The 21,639-nt window shown below is 36.1% G+C and carries 23 protein-coding genes; 10 read left to right on the top strand and 13 right to left on the bottom strand.

Going from position 1 to position 21,639, the window contains the following annotated elements:
- Window positions 1-70: 70 nt before the first annotated feature.
- Window positions 71-418 carry a T9SS type A sorting domain-containing protein gene (locus tag RTX21_RS02570; RefSeq protein ID WP_312765154.1) on the bottom strand — a complete coding sequence of 116 codons (348 nt, stop codon included), beginning with the start codon at window positions 416-418 and terminating at the stop codon, window positions 71-73.
- A 112-nt stretch (window positions 419-530) separates the two neighbouring features.
- On the opposite strand from RTX21_RS02570, the gene hemB reads away from it, so the two are divergent.
- Window positions 531-1,517, top strand: a complete 987-nt coding sequence (gene hemB / locus RTX21_RS02565) for a porphobilinogen synthase (protein ID WP_409414965.1) — start codon at window positions 531-533, stop codon at window positions 1,515-1,517.
- 34 nt (window positions 1,518-1,551) lie between these two features.
- On the top strand, window positions 1,552-2,193 hold the full coding sequence (locus RTX21_RS02560) for a hypothetical protein (RefSeq protein WP_312765153.1): 642 nt from the start codon (window positions 1,552-1,554) through the stop codon (window positions 2,191-2,193).
- A 1-nt stretch (window position 2,194) separates the two neighbouring features.
- Here RTX21_RS02560 and RTX21_RS02555 read toward each other — a convergent pair whose 3' ends face one another.
- The 3 genes from RTX21_RS02555 to RTX21_RS02545 all read right to left on the bottom strand — a co-directional run bounded on the left by RTX21_RS02555 (window position 2,195) and on the right by RTX21_RS02545 (window position 5,071).
- Window positions 2,195-3,541, bottom strand: a complete 1,347-nt coding sequence (locus tag RTX21_RS02555) for a DNA recombination protein RmuC (protein WP_312765152.1) — start codon at window positions 3,539-3,541, stop codon at window positions 2,195-2,197.
- 72 nt (window positions 3,542-3,613) lie between these two features.
- Window positions 3,614-4,492, bottom strand: coding sequence for a polyphosphate kinase 2 family protein (locus RTX21_RS02550; protein WP_312765151.1), 879 nt, complete (start codon window positions 4,490-4,492; stop codon window positions 3,614-3,616).
- Between the two features lie 75 nt (window positions 4,493-4,567).
- Window positions 4,568-5,071, bottom strand: coding sequence for a DUF1573 domain-containing protein (locus tag RTX21_RS02545; RefSeq protein WP_409414964.1), 504 nt, complete (start codon window positions 5,069-5,071; stop codon window positions 4,568-4,570).
- Between the two features lie 118 nt (window positions 5,072-5,189).
- Here RTX21_RS02545 and RTX21_RS02540 point away from each other — a divergent pair, with 118 nt between their 5' ends.
- The 7 genes from RTX21_RS02540 (at window position 5,190) to RTX21_RS02510 (ending at window position 13,289) form a co-directional block, all read left to right on the top strand.
- On the top strand, window positions 5,190-7,805 hold the full coding sequence (locus tag RTX21_RS02540) for a valine--tRNA ligase (protein ID WP_312765150.1): 2,616 nt from the start codon (window positions 5,190-5,192) through the stop codon (window positions 7,803-7,805).
- Entirely contained in the window at window positions 7,805-8,449 is a 645-nt protein-coding gene (locus tag RTX21_RS02535) for a DUF4241 domain-containing protein (protein WP_312765149.1), read from the top strand. Before RTX21_RS02540 ends, RTX21_RS02535 begins: the two co-directional genes overlap by 1 nt.
- 70 nt (window positions 8,450-8,519) lie before the next feature.
- On the top strand, window positions 8,520-9,410 hold the full coding sequence (locus tag RTX21_RS02530; RefSeq protein WP_312765148.1) for a PfkB family carbohydrate kinase: 891 nt from the start codon (window positions 8,520-8,522) through the stop codon (window positions 9,408-9,410).
- A gap of 80 nt (window positions 9,411-9,490) precedes the next feature.
- Complete coding sequence (locus RTX21_RS02525; RefSeq protein WP_312765147.1) at window positions 9,491-10,339, top strand: serine aminopeptidase domain-containing protein; 849 nt, start codon at window positions 9,491-9,493, stop codon at window positions 10,337-10,339.
- Window positions 10,340-10,461: 122 nt separating this feature from the next.
- Complete coding sequence (locus RTX21_RS02520; RefSeq protein ID WP_312765146.1) at window positions 10,462-11,106, top strand: HD domain-containing protein; 645 nt, start codon at window positions 10,462-10,464, stop codon at window positions 11,104-11,106.
- Window positions 11,107-11,134: 28 nt separating this feature from the next.
- Window positions 11,135-11,728, top strand: coding sequence for a hypothetical protein (locus tag RTX21_RS02515; RefSeq protein ID WP_312765145.1), 594 nt, complete (start codon window positions 11,135-11,137; stop codon window positions 11,726-11,728).
- A gap of 271 nt (window positions 11,729-11,999) precedes the next feature.
- A complete protein-coding gene (locus tag RTX21_RS02510; protein ID WP_312765144.1) occupies window positions 12,000-13,289 on the top strand; it encodes an aldehyde dehydrogenase family protein in 1,290 nt (429 codons plus the stop codon).
- Between the two features lie 323 nt (window positions 13,290-13,612).
- Here RTX21_RS02510 and RTX21_RS02505 read toward each other — a convergent pair whose 3' ends face one another.
- From RTX21_RS02505 to RTX21_RS02475, 7 genes are all read right to left on the bottom strand, one after another.
- Entirely contained in the window at window positions 13,613-14,647 is a 1,035-nt protein-coding gene (locus RTX21_RS02505; RefSeq protein ID WP_312765143.1) for a L,D-transpeptidase, read from the bottom strand.
- A 72-nt stretch (window positions 14,648-14,719) separates the two neighbouring features.
- Window positions 14,720-15,685: a YpdA family putative bacillithiol disulfide reductase gene (locus tag RTX21_RS02500; RefSeq protein WP_312765142.1), complete on the bottom strand. Its 966-nt coding sequence runs from the start codon at window positions 15,683-15,685 to the stop codon at window positions 14,720-14,722.
- Between the two features lie 28 nt (window positions 15,686-15,713).
- Complete coding sequence (locus tag RTX21_RS02495; protein WP_409414968.1) at window positions 15,714-15,968, bottom strand: T9SS type B sorting domain-containing protein; 255 nt, start codon at window positions 15,966-15,968, stop codon at window positions 15,714-15,716.
- A 74-nt stretch (window positions 15,969-16,042) separates the two neighbouring features.
- Window positions 16,043-16,297 carry a hypothetical protein gene (locus RTX21_RS02490; RefSeq protein ID WP_312765141.1) on the bottom strand — a complete coding sequence of 85 codons (255 nt, stop codon included), beginning with the start codon at window positions 16,295-16,297 and terminating at the stop codon, window positions 16,043-16,045.
- 177 nt (window positions 16,298-16,474) lie between these two features.
- A complete protein-coding gene (locus RTX21_RS02485; protein WP_312765140.1) occupies window positions 16,475-16,759 on the bottom strand; it encodes a chaperone modulator CbpM in 285 nt (94 codons plus the stop codon).
- 2 nt (window positions 16,760-16,761) lie between these two features.
- Window positions 16,762-17,670 carry a DnaJ C-terminal domain-containing protein gene (locus tag RTX21_RS02480; protein ID WP_312765139.1) on the bottom strand — a complete coding sequence of 303 codons (909 nt, stop codon included), beginning with the start codon at window positions 17,668-17,670 and terminating at the stop codon, window positions 16,762-16,764.
- Window positions 17,671-17,808: 138 nt separating this feature from the next.
- Window positions 17,809-18,345: a lipocalin family protein gene (locus RTX21_RS02475; RefSeq protein ID WP_312765138.1), complete on the bottom strand. Its 537-nt coding sequence runs from the start codon at window positions 18,343-18,345 to the stop codon at window positions 17,809-17,811.
- Window positions 18,346-18,493: 148 nt separating this feature from the next.
- Here RTX21_RS02475 and RTX21_RS02470 point away from each other — a divergent pair, with 148 nt between their 5' ends.
- Window positions 18,494-19,927 (top strand): M20/M25/M40 family metallo-hydrolase, encoded by a 1,434-nt coding sequence (locus RTX21_RS02470; RefSeq protein ID WP_312765137.1) that lies wholly within the window; start codon window positions 18,494-18,496, stop codon window positions 19,925-19,927.
- Between the two features lie 65 nt (window positions 19,928-19,992).
- Here the strand turns inward: RTX21_RS02470 and RTX21_RS02465 are convergent, their stop codons facing one another.
- Window positions 19,993-20,325, bottom strand: coding sequence for a 2Fe-2S iron-sulfur cluster-binding protein (locus RTX21_RS02465; protein WP_312765136.1), 333 nt, complete (start codon window positions 20,323-20,325; stop codon window positions 19,993-19,995).
- A gap of 96 nt (window positions 20,326-20,421) precedes the next feature.
- On the bottom strand, window positions 20,422-21,474 hold the full coding sequence (locus RTX21_RS02460) for an NAD(P)/FAD-dependent oxidoreductase (RefSeq protein WP_312765135.1): 1,053 nt from the start codon (window positions 21,472-21,474) through the stop codon (window positions 20,422-20,424).
- Between the last annotated feature and the right edge of the window lie 165 nt (window positions 21,475-21,639).

The following is a 21,639-nucleotide window of genomic DNA, read 5'->3' as shown; positions in this document are numbered from 1 at the left end:
ATTTACAGAAATTAAAGATGATAAATAAAAAATGCCGGATGAACCGGCATTATATATTAAATTGAATTTTTTATTGCTTGATGATCTGCGCAATTTTTTGAGTATTATCATCCAAAGTATATCTCATTAGATACTTTCCAGGACGAAGTTTATCAAGTCTTAGCTCGGCATTGTTACTATTGATTGCATATTCTGCCACCTGAACTCCCAAAATTGAAAAGAAAGTTACAGTTTTGATTTTAGCAAAATTATCTTTTGATTTCAAGATCAGGACATCCTTGGTAGGATTAGGGAAAGCGACCAAAATACCGTCATCGGTCTTTTGTCCTGCCATTGCACGAGTAGATTGCGCCTTCATTCCTCCCGAAAATCCAACTGAAACTAACGTAAATATAATAAAAAATAGAAGTTTTTTCATTCGCTTTAGTCTGTACTTAAACAATTACAACAAATATATTTTAAATAAAATTCATATGCAATAGTCTATCCGTAAAAGTATAATTAAATTTGCATAAATAATTTTTATCAAGATGATTTCAAGAAACAGAAGACTAAGAACCAACGATGCCATCAGAAGTCTTGTTCGTGAAACAACCCTTACAACAAACGATTTGGTCCTGCCAATGTTTGTTATGGAAGGAAATAACAAAAAGGAAGCCATTTCCTCGATGCCAGGGGTTTTTAGGCAAAGTTTAGATTTAACGGTACAAACTGTTAAAGAAAATTATGATTTGGGTATCAAAGCTGTCAATCTTTATATGAAGGTTTCCGATAACCTCAAAGACAATACCGGAAAAGAATCCTGGAATCCAAACGGATTGATGCAAACTACCATCAAAGCTATAAAAGATGCAGTTCCCGGAGTCATCATTATGCCGGATGTTGCGCTTGATCCGTATTCTATTTATGGTCACGACGGAATTATCAAAAACGGAAAAATAGACAACGATTCTACAGTTGACGCGCTCGTAAAAATGGGAGTTTCTTTGGCAGAAGCAGGAGCTGACATTTTGGCACCAAGTGATATGATGGACGGCCGTGTTTTGGCAATGAGAGAAGGTTTGGAAGAGAATGGATTTACCGATGTTGGGATTTTATCTTATGCGGCCAAGTATGCGAGTGCCTTTTACGGACCTTTCAGAAGTGCTTTGGACAGTGCACCGGTTGATGCACAGGAGATTCCTGCAGACAAAAAAACATATCAAATGGATTTCCATAATTCTCGCGAAGCAATCGATGAAGCTTTGAAAGACGTAGAAGAAGGTGCAGATATCATCATGATAAAACCTGGAATGCCTTATCTGGACATAGTTTCTAAAATTCGTGAACTGATTACACAACCAATTGCAGTTTATCAGGTAAGTGGAGAATATGCAATGCTGAAAGCGGCTGCACAAAACGGCTGGCTGGACAACGATAAGGTCCTAATAGAAAGTTTAACCAGCATCAAACGCGCCGGAGCCGATATGATCTTCACTTACGCAGCATCGGAAGTTGCAAAACTTTTGAATAAGTAAAAAATAGGTATTTATAAACTTAAATTAATAACATATGAAACTAATTATTCTACCATTCTTTTTTTTAATTTTCAATCTAGGAATGGGTCAGGAAAAACAATATCAATCTATAAACCAAGGTGATTTTCCGGAAGGTGTCTATGAAACATTGGAGGATGTCTTGAATAAAAAACCAACCTCAACAGATGAAGTTTATTTTAAACCATCTGATGTAAAAGATTCTTCTGAATCTCCAGATAAAGTATTTTTTTACTTCAAACAAAAAGATAAAAAAATTAGAATCCCTCTAGCAGTTTCTCATAATGGAGAGATGTATTTTCAGACTTATAGAAAATATACTAATAAGAAAGATAAAGGATATGATCCGGATCAATATTCCCGGTTTTGCAAGGTTACAAGTTATGGGCGATTTATTTATTTTGAAGAAAATATGAGAGGTATGTGGTCAAAAGCATTACTGGGGAACTTAAGTCCGATGACTTATTTGATGAATGGAAATATAAAAGGAATTGTTCTAGATCTTGATAATAAAGAGTTCAATATACTGAGAGATTGTGGAGATTTAAACGATTTTCTAAAACAACACCAGATTCCAGAAATCAAATGTGATCCGGAAAAGTTTACAATTGGTGAATTAAGAGCCACAATTGATGAGATAAATAAGCCATATCGCTAATCTACAAATCTTCCTCACCTAAACTTTGAGGAAGATTTTTTTTATTCTTAATCCCGAGATTTTTCAATTTCTGAGTTTGGGTAATCAGATTATCATTGCCCGAACTTAGCTGTTTGAAAGCATCATTGTAAGAATTTTTTGCCTGATCAATATTCTTACCGATACGTTCCATATTTTCAACAAAACCAACAAATTTGTCGTACAACTTTGCGCCTCTGTCTGCAATTTCCATCGCATTCCGATTCTGATGTTCCCGTTTCCAAAGGTCTTGTATCAACTTGAGAGAAGTAATCAAATTGGTCGGACTTAATAACAGAATTCTTTTATCATAAGCAAAATTCCAAAGATTCGGCTCGGCTTGCAAAGCAGCGATGTAAGCCGCTTCACTTGGAATGAACATCATCACAAAATCCAGTGATTTATCAAAATCGTCATAAGCTTTTTGATTCAATTGATTGATGTGGTTTTTCACTGACTGAAGATGCTGATTTTGTTTTACTATCAAAATTTCAGGGTCAGTTTCATCTGTCATTTCTACAAAAGCCGTTAGAGAAACTTTGCTGTCAATTATGACGTTTCTGTTGTCGGGATATTTTACAACGGCGTCAGGACGCATTTTCTTGCCGGAAAATTCAGAGAAAATGGCTTTGTTGTTTTCATCTTTTAATTCATGTTCAAGAAAATATTCCTGATTTTTTCTCAAACCTGATTTTTCCAGAATGCTTTCCAGGATCATTTCTCCCCAATTTCCCTGTGTTTTACTTTCACCTTTCAAAGCGCGTGTCAATTGTTTGGCATCTTCGGAGATCTGTTGGTTGAGGTCTTTCAGTTCACGTACTTTTTCGCCAAGAGAAAAACGTTCTTTGGCTTCTTTGTCGTAAGTTTCATTCACCGTATTTTTCAGCTCATTGATTTTTTCTTGGAAAGGTTCTAGAATATTTTTGAGTTGATTTTGATTAAGTCGCGTGAATTTTTCAGACTTCTCTTCCAAGATTTGATTGGCCGTCTTCTCAAATTGCAAACGGGTCGTTTCCTGAATTTTCAAAAATTCTTCTTTTTGATTTTCAAGTTGGTCTTGTAAGTTTTTGTAATGCGCATTCAGTTCTGCATTGGTGAAAAGTAGTTCTTCTTTACTTCTTTGGATTGACGAAATTTCTTTTGTCAAATCAGAATTTGAAAGTTTTAGTTCATCAATTTTTTGTTGGTGATGATTCTCGTTTTCCTGTGAACGGATGAGTTTTTCATTCAGAATGTCAATGTTTTTCTTGCTTACATACAGCGATTTCATCACAAGAAAAACCAAAATTACTCCAGTGGTCATTCCAACAAATGCATAAATAACTTCCATTTGATTTTATTAATTTTTACAATTTTAAAGTAATTTTAGGTTGTAAAATTGAGGTTTTCCGTAATAGGGAAATTATTTTTCGCTTTCCAGTTTTGCTTTAGATTCTGCTAATCCGATTTTCTCTTTTTCGGAAAGTTTTGGATATTGCAGATTCATTTCCTCCAGTTTATCAATGATGATCTGGATCGCGGCAACTCTGGAAAACCATTTTTGGTCGGCGGGAATCACAAACCAAGGTGCAGACTCTGTAGAAGTCTCATTAATTGCTTCTTCATAAGCATTTTGATAATCATCCCAGAATCCTCTTTCGGTGATATCGGCAGAAGAAAATTTCCAATTCTTATCATCCTCATTGATTCTGTCAAGGAAGCGTTGCTTTTGTTCCTCTTTGGAAACATTCAGGAAGATTTTGATGATTTTTGTTCCATTATTTGCTAAATGCTTTTCAAAATTCCGGATGCTTTCGTAACGGTTTTCCCAGAATTTTTTGTCGAATTGTTTCACATCTTTCCAAACCTTTTCACTGAGGTTATACTCCGGGTGAACTTTACATACCAAAACACTTTCGTAATGAGAACGATTGAAAATTCCAATTTTTCCTTTTGCAGGAAGCGCAACATAGTGTCTCCAGAGAAAATCGTGGGAATACTCTTTTGTGCTTGGACTTTTGAAGCTGGTCACTTCACAGCCTTGCGGATTCACACCTCCGAAAACATGTTCTATCAAGCTGTCTTTTCCGGCAGCATCCATTGCTTGTAGTATTATCAACAAAGATTGACTTCCGTCAGCGTAAAGTTTCTCTTGTAGAACACGTAATTTTTCATTTTCTATCTCCAAAAGCTCTTTCGCTTCATCTTTATTGATTTTTCCTTTATAGCTCGTCTTATGTTTTTTTATCTCGAAATTTGAATTTTCTTTTATTAGAAAATCATCAGAAAAGTTATATCCCATGAGAATTTGATTTAGTGTAAAAATAAAAAACCGTTTCTTAAAAAGAAACGGTTTTATAAAATTTGTAGATTTTTATTATTTAGCAGCTTCTGCTTTTTGAGCAACAGCAGCTTTCTTTGCAACTCTTTTAGCAGACGCAGGAATCGCTTTAGCTTCAGCTACAGGAGCTGCCGTAAGTTTAGCTTCTGCTGTAGTCACAGCCGTACCAGCTGATAGATCTTCAACATTTCCTTTGATATAAAGAACTGATCTGTTGTTTGCAGGGTCGTTGGAATAAACTTCAATCAATTTATTGAAAGCGCCTTTGATACCGGTGTTGTACCCAACCTTGATTTGGGCAGATTTTCCTGGTAAGATAGGGTCTTTGCTCCATTCTGGAGTTGTACATCCGCAAGAAGGTTTTACTTCGCTGATGATAAGAGGTTTGTCACCTGTATTTTTTACTGTGAAGAATCTATGTCCGTCAGAACCGGCTTTTACATTTCCGTAATCGAAAGTTGTTTTATCAAATGAGATTGTTTGAGCAGATGCAAAAGCGATAGCTCCTGTCATAAATAATCCTGCAAGAATCTTTTTCATATTTTTTTTGTTTTAATTAAATTTTAAAGAACAAAGTTATAAATAATTTAAATATGTGATGTTAATTTTTTCACATTATCTTATTTTTGCAGATTACAAGCCAAAAATAATTTTTAAAATGCAGATTGCAGACAAATACAATCCACAGGAAACTGAACAAAAATGGTATGACTTCTGGTTAGAAAACAAATATTTCCATTCAACACCAGATAACAGGCCTCCTTACACAATTGTAATTCCGCCACCTAACGTGACGGGGATTCTTCATATGGGACACATGTTGAATAATACGATTCAGGATGTATTGGTCAGAAGAGCAAGAATGCAAGGTTTCAATGCTTGTTGGGTCCCGGGAACAGATCACGCTTCTATAGCGACAGAAGCGAAAGTTGTTGCTAAATTAAAATCAGAGGGTATTAACAAAGCCGATATCACGCGTGAGGAGTTTTTGAAACACGCCTGGGATTGGACGGATAAATATGGCGGAACTATCCTTGAACAGCTGAAAAAGCTGGGTTGTTCCTGCGATTGGGACAGAACAAGATTCACTTTGGAAGATAAAATGTCTCAGCAGGTTATCAGATCTTTTGTTGAGTTGTACAATAAAGGCCTTATCTATAAAGGTTCAAGGATTGTTAACTGGGATCCGGAGGCTAAAACCAATATTTCTGATGAAGAAGTGATCTTTAAAGAACAAAACGGAAAATTATATTTCCTAAAATATAAGATCGAAGGTTCGGAAGAATTTCTTTCCGTAGCGACAACACGTCCTGAAACTATCTTCGGAGATACAGCGGTTTGTATCAATCCTAATGATGAGAGATATGCTCATTTGAAAGGTAAAAACGTGATCGTTCCGATTGTAAATAGAGTAATTCCAATAATCGAAGACGAATATGTTGACATCGAGTTCGGAACAGGTGCATTGAAGATTACACCGGCCCACGATGTTAACGACTACGAAATCGGTCAAAAACATAATCTGCCGATCATTGATTCTCTTGATGATGACGCTGTTCTCAACGAGCACGGAATGCATTATCAAGGAATGGGAAGATTCACGGTAAGAAAAGAAATTGCTAAGGAATTAGAAAAAAATGACCTTCTTCTGAAAGCGGAAGATTATGTTAATAAAGTTGGAACTTCGGAAAGAACAGGTGCTGTTATCGAGCCAAAAGTTTCCGTACAGTGGTTCTTGAAAATGTCAGAAATTGCAAAACCCGCTTTGGATGTTGTAATGGATGATGAAGTAAAATTCTATCCGGAAAAATTCAAAAATACCTACAAACATTGGATGGAAAACATCCGTGACTGGAATATTTCTCGTCAGCTGTGGTGGGGACAGCAGATTCCTGCCTATTATTATGGTGAAGGCGAAGACGATTTCGTAGTTGCAGAGAATATCAGCGATGCATTGGAATTAGCAAAACAAAAAACTAACAACCACCAACTGACAACAGACAACCTAAAACAAGACCAAGACGCTCTTGATACTTGGTTCTCATCTTGGTTGTGGCCAATGTCGGTTTTTGATGGAGTGAATAATCCGGAAAATGAAGACATCAATTACTATTATCCGACTTCGGATTTGGTGACTGGTCCGGATATTATCTTCTTTTGGGTTGCCAGAATGATCATGGCCGGATTGGAGTTCAGAGGAAAAGTTCCTTTTAAAAATGTTTATTTCACAGGAATTGTGAGAGACAAGCAAAGACGAAAAATGTCTAAACAATTGGGGAATTCTCCTGATCCTATAGATTTAATTGAAAAATATGGTGCCGATGGTGTTCGTGTAGGAAGTTTGTTGAGTGCACCTGCAGGAAACGATTTGCTATTTGATGAAGATCTGATGTTACAAGGACGAAACTTTGCTACAAAAATCTGGAACGCTTTCCGATTGATCAATATGTGGAATCACGAAGACAAACCTCTGAATGATTCTGACAAACAATCTATTGAATGGTTTGAAAACAAATTGAATAAAACGATTGTTGAAATTAATGACCAATTCGAAAAATTCAGGATTTCTGATGCTTTGCATTTGATCTATAAATTAATTTGGGACGATTTCTGTGGATGGTATTTGGAAGCTATTAAACCAAATTTCGGAGAAGGAATCTCTAAAGATGTTTACAATAAAACAATTGAGTTCTTTGAAGAATTGATGAAGTTGCTTCACCCATTTATGCCTTTCTTGACGGAGGAATTATGGCAGGCAATTTCCGAAAGAAGTACAGCCGAAGCTTTGGTGATCGCTCAACAGAAAAAAGCAGATTCTTTTAGTGAAGACATCATCAAAAACTTCGAAACTTCAGAAGAATTGATTTCAGGCGTTAGAAATTACCGCCAGACAAAAGGAGTTTCGCCAAGAGAAGCGGTTGAAATTTTCACTAATGCTACAGAATTTCCTAATGAAGCAGTTGTAAGAAAATTGGCTAATGTTTCCGAAATTCATTTCGGAACAAAAACTGATAAGCCGAGTTTTACTTTCTTAGTTGGAGCTACTGAAGTTTCAATTCCTTTAAGTGAAAACTTAGATTTGGCCGAAGAAAAAGCAAAAACCGAGGAAGAGTTAAAATATCTGAAAGGCTTTTTGATCTCTGTTGATAAAAAATTATCGAACGAAAAATTTGTGGCTAATGCAAAACCAGAGATCGTAGAAGTGGAGCGCAAAAAACAAAAAGATGCTCAGGACAAAATTGCTTTGCTAGAAGAAAAACTGAAAAGTTTGTAATGACCCATATAGAAAATATTAAAAAATTATTCTCCCGAGACTTCGTAGAAAATCCATTATTGGAAACCTACGAAGTCGGGGAAATTCATATTTCATCAGGACGGATTGTAGCCAGTGATGCTTTGATCATGCCTGATAAATCTGCATTCGACCAAGAGTTTCCTAAAGGTGATTTTACGGTTTTGATCCATAAAGAAAGAGAATCCAATTGTGTGGCTTATGCTGAAATTGTCTTCGATAAAGATCAATTGGCTGAAAACTGGACTATGGCTCTATGTGATAACCAAGATCTGAAGGATCTAAAAGAAGGCGAGATCTTCGGTTATCCCGTGGAATCCGGAATGGGAAGTTTCATGGACAAAGATGCTCAGAACGCTCTGAATAATCTCGAACAGGAGCTTTTCCATAAAAAAGGAGCAGATTTTATGGGAATCTATGAGGAGTTTTTCCATTCTCATTTTTTCGATGAAAAAGGGGCAATTGACCAATTCGCAGTTCTGAAACCTTATAACGATAAAAAGGAAAATATCGTAGCTTTTGAAACGGGATATGGCGAAGGTTTTTATGCAACATATATTGGGTATTCTAAAGACAATCAGGTTGTTAAATTAATTTCTGAGTTTATAGAAATCGGAATGGATTAAATTGTTACATTAGCAGAAAATGAAACGATAAATCACAATTCATTTTGACTTTAAACAATTAATATTACCAATGAAGTTACGTAATATAAAACCACAGATTGTAGTTGTAGGAAGCTCATCAATCGACCTGGTTCTCAAAACATCTAAAATACCGACTGCAAATAATACTGTTCTGGCAGATAGCCTGAAAAGCTTTCTTGGAGGAAAAGGGGCAAACCAGGCGATTGCAACATCACGTTTGGGAGCTCATACTTCTCTGATAAGTCGCGTAGGAATGGACCCGTATGGACAGCAGGTTCTTAGAAATCTGGATGATGAAGATGTGAATGTGGCTTACGTTGTAGAAGACGAGGACGAAGATACAGGAACGGCTTATGTGAACGCATCTGACGAAGGAAACGCCATCACGGTTGTTCCCGCTGCGAACTATAATTTGTCTCCAAATGACATTAACGAAGCTGAAAAATATCTTTTAACAGCAGATCTGATCTTGACTCAGTTGGAGATTCCTTTGAAAACTGTTGAATATCTTTTCAAAAAAGCAAAAAGTCTGGGAAAGAAAATCGGAATTTATGCCGCCCCGGCAAATAGATTGTCAGATGAAATTATAGATTATGCAAGCTTTATAGTTGCAAAAAGTACAGATCTGGAAACTATTTTTGGAGAAGGTAATCATGAAGAAATCATCAAACACCTTCCGAACAAATTATTTGTAAGAGATGGCGCCAACAGTACCAGTTATTTTGACGGCTCCGAGATGAAATATTTCCGAAAGAATCCAAATACCCAATCACACAATATGGGATTAGGAGACGCTTTTACATCGGGATTTTCCATTGCATTGCTTCATGGTAATTCTATCGAGGATTGTGTTCAGTTTGGAAACGATGTAGCACTTAAAGCGGCTGATTACAGAGGTTCTCAGAAAGGTTTGCCGTATCTTAACGATTTTCAGAATTAATATTTCCAGCATATCGAAATATAATTTTCAACAGGGTGAATTTTTTACTTTTATAGAATGATTCTATAAAATCATTTTTAATGAAGAGTATTAATATCAGAGCCGAGGATCATTACAGTTTGTCTGTACATATTTTTGAACCTCAAAATCCAAATAGAAAAATTTTATTGATAAACTCTGCGACTGGTGTCAAACAGCAGATTTATTTCTCATTTGCTCAGTTTTTTTCTGAGCAGGGTTTTACTGTAATTACTTACGATTATCGTGGGATTGGACTTTCAAAACCTGATAAAATGAAAGGTTTCGAAGCTTCGATGAGAATTTGGGGAGCGAAGGATTACAAAGCTGTGACCAATTATATCAAAACCAATTTTTCGGATTATCAGAAATTCTGTTTGGGACATTCGGTTGGTGCTTTGATTTTAGGAATGAACAAGGATTCAGGTATGTTTGAGGAATTTATATTTGTCGGAACTCAGAATGCTTTTGTAGGAAATCTAAAATTCAAAACGAAGATTGAAGCTTATATTGGCTTCGGGATTGCACAACCGTTATCGACCAAATTATTAGGCTATTTTCCAGCGGATTGGTTCGGCTTGGGAGAAAGTTTACCTTCGGGAAGCGCTTTTGATTGGAGAACTTTGATCCTCAATAAAAAATCAACAAATAAACTTCTGGAAAAGTCAGAGGATTTCTCTAAAAATCTGGCTCAGAAAGTTTTTGTAGTAAGGGCAGAAGATGATGCTTGGCTCACAGAAAAAGGCGTGAAATCGCTTTTAAAAAACACATATCCAAATCTGAAGCCGACTTATAGATTAATAAAAACATCAGAATCAGAAAAAAACGAAATAGGGCATATTAATTTTTTCAGAAGTTATAATAAAAAGCTCTGGAATATTATTTTAGAAAGGTTGGAAGCTAAAAGTTAGAAGTCAGAAGATTAAAAAAGCTGAATGTAGTTTCCTCTTTTGATGAGTTTTACGTCTTTGCGAATCTTAAAATATTTTCAATAATTATAATAAAAACTAAGCGCTCTTTGCGTTCAAAAAATATGGAATTAATTAACAAAACAATAGAATTAGTAAAACAAAAATTAGAAGGAACAGAATCTGGTCACGATTGGTTTCATATAGAACGCGTCTGGAAGCTCAGTCTGAAAATTCAGGAAAAAGAAGGCGGCGACAAATTGATTATCGAATTGGCTGCGTTGTTACACGACGTTGCTGATCCAAAATTCCATAATGGCGACGAAACTCTCGCTTCAAAAATTGTCAACGATTTTCTTACAGAACAAAATGTTGATTCGGAAACCATTCAAAAAGTCATTTTCATTATAGAAAATATGTCCTTCAAAAACCGAAATGATGCTCCTGCAAATCTGCCTTTGGAACTGAAAATTGTTCAGGATGCGGATAGATTAGACGCAATCGGAGCCATTGGAATTGCCAGAACTTTCAATTTCGGAGGTTACAAAAACAACCTGATGTATCATCCGGATATCGAACCAAAACTTAGTCAAACAAAGGAAGAATACAAAAAATCCAACGGGACAACAATCAATCATTTCTATGAAAAACTGTTGCTTCTCAAAGATTTACTCAATACAATAACAGCTAAGGAAATAGCTGAGCACAGACATCAGTTTATGCTTCAGTTCCTTGATGAATTCTACAAAGAATGGAATGTCTCGTTTTAATTAACAAGAAACCATTATCTTTGTTTCAATGATAATCATCCTAATCCTCATTTTTCTCATCATCGCTCTTTTCCTTTCCGGTTTTCGGACAGGAAAATGGAGTCTGTGGAATAAAGCTGTCAGGACGATTATTACCATTTCTGCGGCGGCATATTTCACATTTTGGTTTGTAGAGAGAAGCGTATCTCAGTTTTTAGAAAACTCTTTGGCGGTACAGGTTATCAACTATTTGCCACAGCCGATTGACTTTTATATCATCAGGATTCAGGACGGAGAAAAAGAAACCAAATATCTTTCTAAGCACGTTGGCCAGATTCGTCCGGAATATTTTAGGATAGAGTATCTCAATATGCAGAAATCCAACGAGTTTTGGGTGGTTGGGTACATCGGTAAAGATAAGTTGGTTTATTTTTCTCAGGTTGCAGTTCCTAATAAAAATGAGGACAAAATCATCGAGGTGAAAAATTATATCAATAACAGTCTCAAATTATCTGCTATTGCAACGGACAAGATCGGCGAACTCAAATATGATAATATCAAGCTTAGTATATGGGTGACACTGGATTTACTGCTCATTTTCCTCAACGCCGTTTTACTTTTCAGAAGTAGCAAAAAAAATTAATGTAATATTTTGGGCGCCTTTATCCGCCCTCCGTTCCCGCTTTTTTCTTTTTTGAGAAAAAAGCAAAAGAGCTCCACTCAGGTCGGGGCGCAGGCAATTCTTTGTTTTTAAAATACTTTCAAAAATTACATTTCATTATTTATAAAATTTACTGCAAAAATTTATAAAAAATATAAAAATAAATGTGGGTTTCATTTTCAACTTTGTACATTTAGGCTCGCAAAAATTGGTACAATTAATGCAACCCAATATTTAATAAAATCAAAGAGAAATGGACTTGTCAAAACATATTAATTCAGCGCATCAATCATTTCAAGATTGGAGAAAAACTCCTTTTGAAGAAAGACAAAAGCTACTTTTGAAACTGGCAGATGTTCTGGATAAAAACAAAGAAGCTTATGCGAAAATCATAACAACAGAAATGCATAAACCCATTTCTCAATCGATTGCTGAGATAGAAAAAAGTGCAGGAATGATCAGGTTTTATGCTAATGCAGAAAATGTATTGAAACCTGAGAAAATCGAAACAGAATTCAATGTCAGTGAAGTTCATTATGACGCAATGGGAATTATCCTTGGCGTAATGCCCTGGAACTTTCCATTTTGGCAGGTTTTGAGGTTTTCAGTTCCGGCAATTCTTGCAGGGAATGTTATTCTATTGAAACATGCATCTATCTGTTTCGGAAGTGGTGATGAGATTGAAAAGGCTTTTGCAGAAGCTGGTTTTCCAAAATATATTTTTCAGAATCTAAAAATCGGGCACAATGAAATCAAAGACATTTTGGAAAACCCTTTGGTAAGAGGTGTAAGTCTCACCGGGAGCGAAAAAGCTGGAAGTGAGGTTGCTTCTCTTGCAGGAAAAAATATTAAAAAATCAATTTTAGAATTAGGTGGAAGTGATGCTTTTATCGTTTTGGAAGATTCTGATTTTGAGAAAGCGGCAAAAGATGGGCCGCTTGCAAAATTATCTAATACGGGACAAATTTGTAATGCGGCAAAAAGGTTCATTATTCACGAAAATATTGAAAAGGATTTTCTGCCTTTATTTATTGAAGAATACAACTCCTTCCAGCCAGCAGATCCATTTAAAATGGAAACGAAGTTGAGTAAAATGGCAAGACCAGATTTGGCTGATGAACTGGAAAATCAATATAGAAAAGCTTTGAAGAATGGAGCAGAAGTGGTTCTTGCTTTGGAACGTATTTCTGAAAACGAATTTCGTCCCGGGATTATTCGGGTAAAAGAAGGAAACACCATTTTGCAGGAAGAATTATTTGGGCCTTTGGCTATTCTGATGGTTGGAAAAGATGATGAAGAAATCCTCAAATTAGCGAATGATATTCCGTTTGGATTAGGAAATTCGGTTTGGACAAAAGATAAAAAACGTGCTCAATTTTTTATTGATAATCTGGAAGCGGGAACTGTTTCTATTAATAAATCGACAAGTTCTGATGCAAGACTTCCTTTCGGTGGAGCGAAATCTTCCGGTTATGGCGTTGAATTGTCTTTGTTGGCAATTAAAGAATTCGCGCAGGTGAAAACTGTGGTTGGGAATATTTAGAATAATATTGTATAAAATTTTCTCGCAGATCCAGCAGATTTAATAGATTTTTCCGGCTTAATAATTTGCTGAATTTGTAGAATTATTTAGATTTTAAAATTATAAAACCCTTTCAAAGTTCAAATTTGGAAGGGTTTCTTGTATTTTATTGATAGATAGTGTTTATTAGGACAATCTCATAGCCCCGATAGGAACGGCATCCTTTTTTGGCATTGCGGGAAAAGTTTCAACAGATTGCTTCACTTCGTTCGCAATGACAAAAAAGATATAGCCCTTCGACAAGCTCAGGATAAATTACCAGCGGGATTAAGCTCCTGAAAAATTTAATTCAGATTGGCTGAGAGTTGGTTTTTTATATTAGCTAAAGAATCTGCTTTGGCTTTTTTCTCCTGCTCAACCTGTTGGAGAACGATGTCTAGGTTCTCCTGTTCTTTCATAATTTCGGCAAGCTGAGGTTCGATGATTTTGTTCATTTCGTCTTCAGATATATTGTTAGCTTCCGGAGAGTCAAGAAGTTTTTTCCAAGGTCGTCTTTTTCCCCAAGGATAATCACCGTAAACAATGAGCGGTGTTCCTTTGGCTCTGGTAGTTGCTCCACCTTTGTTAAGAATCCAAGTGTCCACCCAAGTATACATCCATTTGGCGTCTTCTTCCAACATTCTGAGACATGAGTGGGAGGCCGGATAGCCAGGCATTGCGTATTGATGCCAACCGATGCCATCAAAGTTAGCTACATTGACATTCCAGCGGAGTTTCCACTCGTCGCTTACGGTTGAGATGGCGACTTCTTTTTTCCAATTGGCAAACATCAAACCTTTTTTGGTTGGCGTTGCTTTTTTACCCATACTTGTCGGTCCCCATTTGATGAGGTTTCCGTTTTCATAAACACCAAAAGCCTGGATCGGATAAGAAAAGAAAACGAATTTTCTTACATTTTCAAGACTTGTAACGTGTCCTGGAAACGGCGAATATATTAGGAAATCGTCTTCGATTTTTGCAGGAACGACCAAGGTGTCTGCTGCACCAATATTGGCTCTGTCAAGGCGGTTGAGTGCAAGAATAGTGTAAAGCGCTTTTCCTGTAAACTCTTTTTTGTTTTTTTGCGAAACTGAGTCTGTATTTTTATAAACCCAAGGATAAAACCCGAAATCTTTTCTTGGGATAACGACGTCCGGAATTTTGGGTTTTTCTTCTTTTACTGAGTCTTTGTCTTTTTTGTCATCAGTTCCCAAAATATCCGTAATTGGATTATCATTTTTATCTGAGGAAGGAACAGATTCGTCCTTTTTACATTGAATCAGAAATAACGAAACTGCGATGAATAGAGGAAATGTGTTTTTAATTAATTTGATGTTCATAGTTTTTCTTTCTGCGTCTATAAGTTACAAAAAGAATACCAACTAATTATTAAAAAACTATAATTTGATGGATTATAAATGTTTCTTTATAATATCTTTTATAATTTGTTTTGCGTGAATTCTGGAGTTCTCAATAAACCAAAGATGCGTGTCTTTTCCACCACAAACAACGCCGGCTAGGTAAATTCCGTCAACGTTGGTTTCCATTGTTTCGGGATTGTAATGTGGATTCTGGCATTCGCCTTTCAAATCGATTCCAATAGTTTTCAAGAATTTAAAATCAGGAAGATAGCCAGTCATTGCTAGGACAAAATCATTTTCAATTTCCTGTGTTTCACCATTATTGGTTTTAAAAATAACTGAACGAGGTTTTACTTCTAAAAGCTCTGCCCCGAAAAAGGCTCTGATAATTCCTTCTTTGATTCGGTTTTCTATATCTGGTTTTACCCAATATTTTACACTTTTAGAAATTTCGTTATTACGAATGATCATTGTTACGTTGCCTCCTTTTCTATAGATTTCCAAAGCCGCGTCTACAGAAGAATTGCTGGATCCGATAACTACTACGTTCTGAAAAGCGTAAGGATAAGGTTCCGTGTAATAATGTTTAACCTTTGGTAAATCTTCCCCAGGAATATCCATCATATTCGGAATGTCATAAAATCCGGTTGCAATCACGACATTTTTTGCAAAATAAAGCTGTTTACTTGTCTCTACTTGAAAAAAAACAGATTTCTGAATATTGATAACCTTTTCGTAAGTGCGTATATTGATTTCCTTTTGTCGCGCAATGCCCTGATAATATTCCAAGGCGTCTTGTCTACCGGGTTTTGGTTTGGTTGTGATGAAGGGAATCTCATCAATTTCCAATCGGTCCGCAGTTGAGAAAAAAGTCATATATAAAGGATAGTTGTAGAGGCTGTTCGCAACTGTTCCTTTTTCAATTACGATATATTTCAGATTATTTTTTTTAGCTTCCAAAGCGCAGGCTAATCCTATAGGACCAGCGCCGACAATAAGAACATCATATAATTCCATCTTACAAATTTAATGTATTGGGATGATATTAATCCCTGTTCTTTAAAAGAATCCAATCATCCAAAATCCTATCAGGAAGTGTTATTTTATACCAATAGTTTGAAGTGGGCAATGTTCTTTCATTATATTTTCCGTCCCATATAAATTTATCAGTGCTAGATTGCTCAAAAATCAGTCTGCCATTTCTATCATATATCTTCAAGTTAGATGGTGTATCTTTGAACACACCCAGGTCTTTAAAAACCCATGTGTCATTGACCCCGTCGCCATTTGGTGTTATTATATTCGTGATCTGTACAGATAGTCCATCTTTTGTTTTGCCTTTACAGCCAGAGTCTTCAAACTTAACATAAAAAGTTATAGGTCCGGGTTTAGATTCTCAAAAATATGTGACTCTTGCCAATTGATATCATCAATAGAGTATAGGATTTTTTGACTACCGGTTGCAATAACCTGATAAGAAGTAGTTCCTAAAGTTATCAAATTTTCTATAATCGGGACTTCGTTAGCTATCACCTCAAAATAATCTGTATAGCTGCAAAGGTTTCTGTAATAACTGTTAGGGAATATGTTCCAGCGTCCTTTGTCTGCCGGCCCCACAATTGAAATCAACAGTAGTATTCCCGAAAATATCTGTCGCAGTGATGCCGCATTGTTGCGAGTGTGCAAATATACTGATCATTAATATGATCAGTATTACGATTTTTTTCATCGTGATTTGTGTTTAGTACAAAATTACACAAATCAGAGACTAATGCGAATTATTTTTTGTATTAAATATTAATGAGTTTAATTTCTATCTCGGAAGCCATTGATTAATCGCCTGTTTTCTGTTCTCAATTCTTCTAGTTGATTGAGAAGTTTATGGATGATTTCGATGCCCGGAAGATTAATATCAAGGTCGTAATGCCAATTCGCAAAACGTTCAAGGTGAGGTAGCTCTTCGTAGATGATATACCGGACGCGGTTATCGGTTTCTGGATGCAATAATTCCGACTCGATGAGCTGGTCAAGAAAAGAATGATCTATTTTATATAACCTGATAATTTCTTCTATGGAGATTCTTTCGTTCATTGCTAAGAATTTTTGAGTTGTTGAAAAAGGTCTTTTTGTTTATCGGTAAGGTTGGCCGGGATTTTTACGTTGTATGTCACGTACAGGTCGCCAGATTCACCTTCCTTTTTATAAACCGGAAAACCTTTGCCTTTCAGCCTTACAGTTGTTCCGTTTTGAGTTTCGGGTTTCACTTTCAGATTAACCGAACTGTCAAGTGTCCGGATGTTAACATCGCCGCCTAAAACAGCTGTGTAAAGGTCTAGGTCGACTGACGTTCTCAAATTATCGCCTTCACGCTTAAAATCCTTATCTTCCGAAATATTGAATGTGATATAAAGGTCGCCATTTGGTCCGCCATTCATTCCGGGATTTCCGTGGCCTTTGAGCTTGATCTGCTGGCCATCATAAATACCTGCCGGAATTGTGATCCTCACTTTTTTACCATTGATATCAAAAGTGTGCTGATGTGTTTTTGCGGCATCTTTCAAACCGAGATTCAGTTCGGCTGAAATATCCTGACCTTTGAATTTCCCGCTCGCACTTCCTCTTGAGCTTCTGCCAAAACCACCACCCGAACCTCCAAACATCGACTGGAAAAAATCAGAAAAATCTTCGCCTTCTCCAAAATCCGCTCCCGAAAATCCACCGTAGTTCCCAGAATGTTGCTGTCTCTGCTGTTGCTGTGCACGTTCATACTCTTCCCCGTGTTTCCAGTTTTCACCATATTTGTCATACTTCGCACGGTTTTCCGGGTTGCTCAGAACCTCATTCGCTTCATTGATTTCCTTGAATTTTTGTTCTGCTTCCTTATCGTTGGGATTCATATCCGGATGATATTTTCGCGCCAGCTTTCTGTAGGCTTTTTTGATATCATCCGCAGATGCATTTTTCTCGAGTCCAAGAATTTTATAATAGTCTATAAATGCCATATTATCAGTTAGTTTTATCAGAATTTAGATGTTCTAAGTTAACGATTTGTCTATCAAAAGACAAATTATTCATGCTGATTTTTAGTGCCGTCAGCCACTATTTCTTTTCGCTGGTCAAGTCCTAAAGCCCAAAAACATTTATTGTTCTACCCAGATCAACTTAGAAGTATCATAACCAATGGATCTGGCTTTTTCAAGAAACTGGGTTTTAATATTTTCGGGGATTGTTTTTTCACGGGATAGAATCCACAAGTAATCCAGATTTTTCCCGACAACCAAAGCATATTTGTAATCGACCAGGTCAATGACGTTATACCCGGCCCAAAATGGCTTGAAGAAGGAAACTTTCAATCTTGCTTCGTTTTCAGAATTCACAAATTTTGCTTCGCCGATGCTTTGTTTCCATTCTTTTTTTACATAATCATAGCCTTTATTATCAACTTTTATGGTTCCGTCAGGATTCTTGGAATATGTTGCCGTGACCTGATTCATGTTTTTCTCAAATTTGAAATCGAATCTTGCAATTTCATACCATTTTCCTAAATATTTCTCTGAATCAAAACTCTGAATTGCGGTCGCATTTTCAGGAATTCCAACTGAACAGGATTTAAATATCAAAATTCCCAAAACACCAACAGAAATAGGAATTGCCATTTTTAAAAATGAATTTTTCATACTTAGATTTATTCTCATCCTATTTCAAAAATGATTCCATCAAAATATTTATTTAATGAAATTGAAAATCAAAATGATAATTAATTCAATAATTTGTTGAGGAATTTGATTATTTTTACAGAAATAAAAGTTGAAAAATCAATAATTAATGAAACTAAAATTACTTTCTATATTTTCACTCGTAGTTTTTAATCAGGCTTTCGCACAATCTGATAAATTCTATGCAACCACAGATTCAGAAAATGCAAAAGAACTGAAAGAAAAATTCCCGGAAGAAATTGAAATTGTAGGTTCTGCTGGAAATCAATCTGCTATTTTTCTGACTAAAAAGGCAGCTGAGTTTCTTCATCATAATGTTATCACGCATGGTCCGGGCTATGTTTATAAATCTTCCGAAGAAGAAGCATTGTCAGCAATTAATAAACCTAAAAAATCGAATAGGGTTTTATCATTTACAATTGACCAAGATGCCGCTGTCAATTCGGCTATTGCAAAAGTAAATGCAGATAATATCAAAGCTCATATTCAGGTGCTGGAAAATTATGGAACACGTCATCATACGACTGCGAAGGCGCAAACTGCCGTTCAGGACCTGAGGACGAAATGGCAGGCCTTGATTACGGCTTCCGGAAGAACAGACCTTTCTGTAAGAATCGTTAATCACTTTGGAACGCCAATGCCTTCTTTGGTTTTTACAATCACTGGAGCAACTGCTCCTAATGACTTTATCATTGTTGGCGCACATATGGATTCCATTACCAATACCACCACTAATGCTCCCGGAGCGGATGACGATGCTTCTGGAATTGCTACGATTTCCGAAATGATAAGAGTGTTATTGGATGTGAATTACAAACCATCGAAAACGGTTGAGTTCATGGCTTTTGCTGCTGAGGAAATTGGATTGGTCGGTTCTTCGGAAATCGCCCAGGATTATGCTCTTAATAATAAAAATGTGGTTTCTTTTGTTCAGTTCGATATGACCAACTATAAAGGATCTACGAAAGATATTTATCTGACAACAGATCCGTATAATAGTAATGATCTCAATTTATTTTTGATCGAATTGATGGAGCATTACAATAAAACAGGCTCTCACAATTTCACTTACGGAAATACGATCTGCAATTATGGCTGTTCAGATCATTTCAGTTGGGCAGATAATGGTTATGATGCGGCTTTTCCTTTCGAGGCTTCTTTTACTCAATATAATCCAAATATCCATACAACCAGTGATAAACTTTCCAATATGGGAAACAGCGCAACACACGCTGCGAAATTTGCTAAGTTGGGTTTAGAATTCATTATTGAAACTGCAAAAGGTTCTGTTTTGGCAATTTCTGAACTAGAGAAAAACTCTGTAGATATTTTTGTGAAAGATAAATCACTTAATTATAAATTAGGGACTGAAATCGCAGAATCCATCGTGGTCGTGGATACAAGTGGAAGACAATTATTGGGAACAAAAAATCTTCTTCCTTTTGGAAAAGTTGATTTGAATAAGATTAATGATGGCCTTTATTTAGCCATTTTCAAAACCAAATCCGGGAAAATCATTACTAAAAAGTTTATTTTGGAATAACTGAAAACAAAAGGGAGAAAATAGAAATCCTATTTTCTCTCTTTTTATTATATTCAATTTTGAGTCTAATATTCTGGAGCTAATTCTATAATAAGTCCTTCCAATTCTGGAGTTACAGGAATTTGGCATCCTAATCTGCTGTTAGGTTTCACATTAAATGCTTCTGCGAGCATTGCATCTTCATCGGGCAACATTTCCGGGAGTGGAACATCTTCACTTAAAACATAACACTGGCAGGAAGCACACATTGCCATTCCTCCGCAGATACCGATTGTTCCTTCTTCTGCCAATTCGTATGCGCGGATAACTTCCATTATGCTCATCGCCATGTCTGTTGGTGCTGGAATTGTGTGAGAAACACCTTCTCTGTCTATGATTGTAATATTAACGTCTGACATATTGCAAAGATAGAAAATAGAAAATAGATTTTTAGATGATAGAAAATAGACAAAAATTATATTTGAAAATTATTTATTTGTCTATTTTCTTGATTTCTAATCAATAGATTTTACAACCGCCTTTTCAGCTTCTTTTCTGGTTCCATCGAAACCGTCAACACCACTTACAGTTGTATATTTCAAAACGAATTTTTTTCCTGGGTTCAATCTGTTATAAACACTTTGAACCATTAAAGTTGCCTCATGGAAACCACACAGGATCAATTTTAATTTTCCGGGATAGGTATTGATGTCACCAATGGCGTAGATTCCATCAATGTTGGTTTGATAGTCTAATGCGTTATTTACCTTGATTGCATTTTTTTCGATTTCCAATCCCCATTCTGATAATGGCCCTAACTTAGGAGTCAATCCAAATAAAGGAATCAAATAATCTGTTTCTAGAATTGATTTTTCACCATCTTTTTCGATTTCGATAGCCGTTAATTTATCATCACCGATCAATCCTGTAACTTCAGCGGGTGTGATCAAATTGATTTTGCCCTGATGTTTCAGTTCAGTTACTTTTTCTACGGAATCAAGTGCACCTCGGAACTCATTTCTTCTGTGTATCAACGTTACTTCTGATGCAACATCAGCTAAGAAAACCGACCAGTCCAATGCAGAATCTCCACCGCCTGCAATCACGATTTTCTTATCACGGAACATTTCCGGTTCTCTTACGAAATACTCGACGCCATTTTCTTCAAATTTATCGATGTTTTCCAATTCTGGTTTTCTCGGGTCAAAACTTCCCAATCCTCCGGCAATTGCAATTGCTTTTCCTTTTACTTTTACGCCACGGCTTGTAGTTATGATGAAGTCGCCTTCTTCGGTTTTTTGATAGCTAACTGCTTTTTGAGCTAATGAAAATTGAGGTTCAAATTGTTTGATCTGTTCCATCAGATTATCAACCAAAACACCAGCATCCACACTTGGGAATCCTGGGATGTCAAAGATTGGTTTTTTTGGATAAAGTTCCGTTAACTGACCGCCAGGCTGAGGAAGAGCATCAATCAAATGGCATCTCAATTTCAGTAATCCAGCTTCAAAAACGGCAAAAAGCCCTGTTGGGCCAGCACCTATTATAATGATATCTGTTTCAAACATTTATAAGAATTTTTGGAATCGCAAATTTAAGGATTAAATATGATTTTAGAATGATTCTAAAATATGAGATTGATTAGTTTGTGCAGAAAATTAAACGAATCCCAATTGCATTGATGAGAATAGTTAATTAAATTAAACTATAAAGAAAAAGAGATTCAATTGAAT

The organism is Epilithonimonas sp., assembly GCF_032054305.1.
Taxonomy (GTDB): Bacteria; Bacteroidota; Bacteroidia; order Flavobacteriales; family Weeksellaceae; genus Epilithonimonas.
Note: the sequence above shows the minus strand (reverse complement) of the source record. Positions and strands in the feature narration are given on the sequence as shown.

Excerpts from the sequence above, each read along its gene's own strand:
- RTX21_RS02570 (WP_312765154.1), bottom strand. The coding sequence starts at position 418 with ATGAAAAAACTTCTATTTTTTATTATATTTACGTTAGTTTCAGTTGGA.
- hemB (WP_409414965.1), top strand. The coding sequence starts at position 531 with ATGATTTCAAGAAACAGAAGACTAAGAACCAACGATGCCATCAGAAGT.
- RTX21_RS02560 (WP_312765153.1), top strand. The coding sequence starts at position 1,552 with ATGAAACTAATTATTCTACCATTCTTTTTTTTAATTTTCAATCTAGGA.
- RTX21_RS02555 (WP_312765152.1), bottom strand. The coding sequence starts at position 3,541 with ATGGAAGTTATTTATGCATTTGTTGGAATGACCACTGGAGTAATTTTG.
- RTX21_RS02550 (WP_312765151.1), bottom strand. The coding sequence starts at position 4,492 with ATGGGATATAACTTTTCTGATGATTTTCTAATAAAAGAAAATTCAAAT.
- RTX21_RS02545 (WP_409414964.1), bottom strand. The coding sequence starts at position 5,071 with ATGAAAAAGATTCTTGCAGGATTATTTATGACAGGAGCTATCGCTTTT.
- RTX21_RS02540 (WP_312765150.1), top strand. The coding sequence starts at position 5,190 with ATGCAGATTGCAGACAAATACAATCCACAGGAAACTGAACAAAAATGG.
- RTX21_RS02535 (WP_312765149.1), top strand. The coding sequence starts at position 7,805 with ATGACCCATATAGAAAATATTAAAAAATTATTCTCCCGAGACTTCGTA.
- RTX21_RS02530 (WP_312765148.1), top strand. The coding sequence starts at position 8,520 with ATGAAGTTACGTAATATAAAACCACAGATTGTAGTTGTAGGAAGCTCA.
- RTX21_RS02525 (WP_312765147.1), top strand. The coding sequence starts at position 9,491 with ATGAAGAGTATTAATATCAGAGCCGAGGATCATTACAGTTTGTCTGTA.
- RTX21_RS02520 (WP_312765146.1), top strand. The coding sequence starts at position 10,462 with ATGGAATTAATTAACAAAACAATAGAATTAGTAAAACAAAAATTAGAA.
- RTX21_RS02515 (WP_312765145.1), top strand. The coding sequence starts at position 11,135 with ATGATAATCATCCTAATCCTCATTTTTCTCATCATCGCTCTTTTCCTT.
- RTX21_RS02510 (WP_312765144.1), top strand. The coding sequence starts at position 12,000 with ATGGACTTGTCAAAACATATTAATTCAGCGCATCAATCATTTCAAGAT.
- RTX21_RS02505 (WP_312765143.1), bottom strand. The coding sequence starts at position 14,647 with ATGAACATCAAATTAATTAAAAACACATTTCCTCTATTCATCGCAGTT.
- RTX21_RS02500 (WP_312765142.1), bottom strand. The coding sequence starts at position 15,685 with ATGGAATTATATGATGTTCTTATTGTCGGCGCTGGTCCTATAGGATTA.
- RTX21_RS02485 (WP_312765140.1), bottom strand. The coding sequence starts at position 16,759 with ATGAACGAAAGAATCTCCATAGAAGAAATTATCAGGTTATATAAAATA.
- RTX21_RS02480 (WP_312765139.1), bottom strand. The coding sequence starts at position 17,670 with ATGGCATTTATAGACTATTATAAAATTCTTGGACTCGAGAAAAATGCA.
- RTX21_RS02475 (WP_312765138.1), bottom strand. The coding sequence starts at position 18,345 with ATGAAAAATTCATTTTTAAAAATGGCAATTCCTATTTCTGTTGGTGTT.
- RTX21_RS02470 (WP_312765137.1), top strand. The coding sequence starts at position 18,494 with ATGAAACTAAAATTACTTTCTATATTTTCACTCGTAGTTTTTAATCAG.
- RTX21_RS02465 (WP_312765136.1), bottom strand. The coding sequence starts at position 20,325 with ATGTCAGACGTTAATATTACAATCATAGACAGAGAAGGTGTTTCTCAC.
- RTX21_RS02460 (WP_312765135.1), bottom strand. The coding sequence starts at position 21,474 with ATGTTTGAAACAGATATCATTATAATAGGTGCTGGCCCAACAGGGCTT.